Genomic DNA, 2,069 nt, shown 5'->3' with positions numbered 1-2,069 from the left:
AGACCAGGCTGACCGCCTCACCGGTGGCGCCGGCGCGGCCGGTGCGGCCGATGCGGTGCACATAGTCTTCGGCCACGTTGGGCAGCTCGAAGTTGACGACGTGGGGCAGCTGGTCGATGTCGATGCCGCGGGCGGCGATGTCGGTCGCCACCAGGCAGGTCAGATCGCCGGTCTTGAAGTCGGCCAGCGCCTTGGTGCGCGCACCCTGGCTCTTGTTGCCGTGAATGGCCATGGCGCTGATGCCCTGGTCGTTCAGGTAGTCGGTCAGGCGGTTGGCGCCGTGCTTCATGCGCGTGAAGATCAGCACCTGCTGCCAGGGCTCACCGCTCACGCCGCCCTTGATCAGGTGAACCAGCAGCTCCTTCTTGCGCTCGCGGCCGACCGGATGGACCTTCTGCACGATGGCTTCGGCGGTCTGGTTGCGGCGGGCCACCTCGATCAGCGCCGGGGCGTTGAGCAGGCGGTCGGCGAGGTTCTTGATCTCGTCGCTGAAGGTCGCGCTGAACAGCAGCGACTGCTTCTTGGCCGGCAGCAGGGCCAGCACCTTCTTGATGTCGTGCACGAAGCCCATGTCGAGCATGCGGTCGGCTTCGTCCAGCACCAGGATCTGCACCTGCGACAGGTCCAGCGTGCCTTGCTGCGCGTGGTCGAGCAGGCGGCCGGGCGTGGCGACGAGGATGTCGACGCCGTCGCGCAGCTTGTTGATCTGCGGTTGCATGCCGACGCCGCCGAACATGACCATGCTCTTCAGCGGCAGGTATTTGCCGTAGGTCTGCACGCTTTCCTCGACCTGGGCAGCCAGTTCGCGGGTGGGCGTCAGCACGAGGGCGCGGATGGCGATCTTGCCGCGCTTGTTGAGCAGCTTTTCGCCGGTGGACAGGCGGTGCAGCAGCGGCAGCGTGAAGCCGGCGGTCTTGCCGGTGCCGGTCTGGGCGCCYGCCAGCAGGTCGCCACCGTTCAAGACGGCGGGGATGGCCTGGGCCTGGATGGGGGTGGGGGTGGTGTAGCCAGCGTCAGCAATGGCCTTGAGCAGCGGCGCTGCCAGGCCGAGAGAATCGAAACTCATTCGGTAGGGGGAGTGAGCACGCCTGGTCGCATCGCCTGCCGCGCCGCGGAGAGCGGCGCCAGTCTTCGGGCAGGGCGGGCAGCGTGCAGGGGCTGAAAAGAGAACGCCGCGCAAGACTGAGAAGCGCGGCGATTGGGGCCATTCTAGCGGCTGAACTATTTACGGACCGTGACCCAATCCATGCTGGCCCAGTTATTCGGCGAATGCGGGATGCTGACCTCCTTGCGCATGGCCCAGGGGATGACCTGGCGGTGCAGCGGAATGATGTTGACCTGGTCGCGGTAGGACTGCAGCGCGGACTTCACCAACGCTTCGCGCTTCTTCGGGTCGGTCTCGATGGTGGACGAGGCGGCCAGCGCGTCGGCCTCGTTGTTGACGATGCCGCCGTAGTTGGCCACACCGACGCCCTGCTCGCCCCGGTTGCGCAGCACCGGGGTCAGCATGATGTCGGCATCGGTCGAGCCCCCGCCCCAGCCGGTCAGGAAGAGGCTGGTGTCGAATTTCTCGACCTTGGGAAAGTACATCGTGCGCGGCATGGCGTTGACCTTGACCCTGACCTTGACCTGGGCCCACATGCTGGCCAGCGCGACACAGATGCGCTCGTCGTTGACGTAGCGGTTGTTGGGACAGTCCAGCGTGATGTCGAAGCCGTCCGGATAACCGGCCTCGGCCAGCAGCTTCTTCGCGGTCGCGACGTCATAGGGCAGGCGGGTTTCCAGCTTGGGGTCGCCATAGGCGCCGCGCGGCGATGAGGTCAGGCCACCGGTGGGCGTCGAATAGCCGCTCATCAGCTTGGTCTTGATGGCCTCGATGTCGATGGCGTGATACAGGGCCCTTCTCACGCGCAAATCCTTCAACGGGTTCTTGTCGCCAGGGGCCTGACCGTAGAGCAGCTTGTCGCGAGTCTGGTCCATGCCGACATAGACGATGCGGTTCTCCTGGCCGTCCACGACCTTGAGTTCGGGCACGGTGCGCAGCCGGGCGACGTCGCGCGGCGGCGGAT

2 protein-coding genes are annotated in these 2,069 nt (G+C 66.1%); both read right to left on the bottom strand.

The genetic code is table 11. From position 1 onward, the window contains the following. Positions 1-1,066: DEAD/DEAH box helicase (locus AC1DU6_RS28870; RefSeq protein WP_477861354.1), on the bottom strand; the 1,066-nt coding region annotated here is incomplete at its 3' end. A 155-nt stretch (positions 1,067-1,221) separates the two neighbouring features. Further along, positions 1,222-2,069, bottom strand: an 848-nt coding sequence (locus AC1DU6_RS28865) for an ABC transporter substrate-binding protein (RefSeq protein WP_477861352.1), incomplete at its 5' end; no start/stop codon positions are given.

The organism is Roseateles sp. P5_B10, from assembly GCF_056400485.1.
This window is presented reverse-complemented; position numbering and strand designations above follow the sequence as displayed.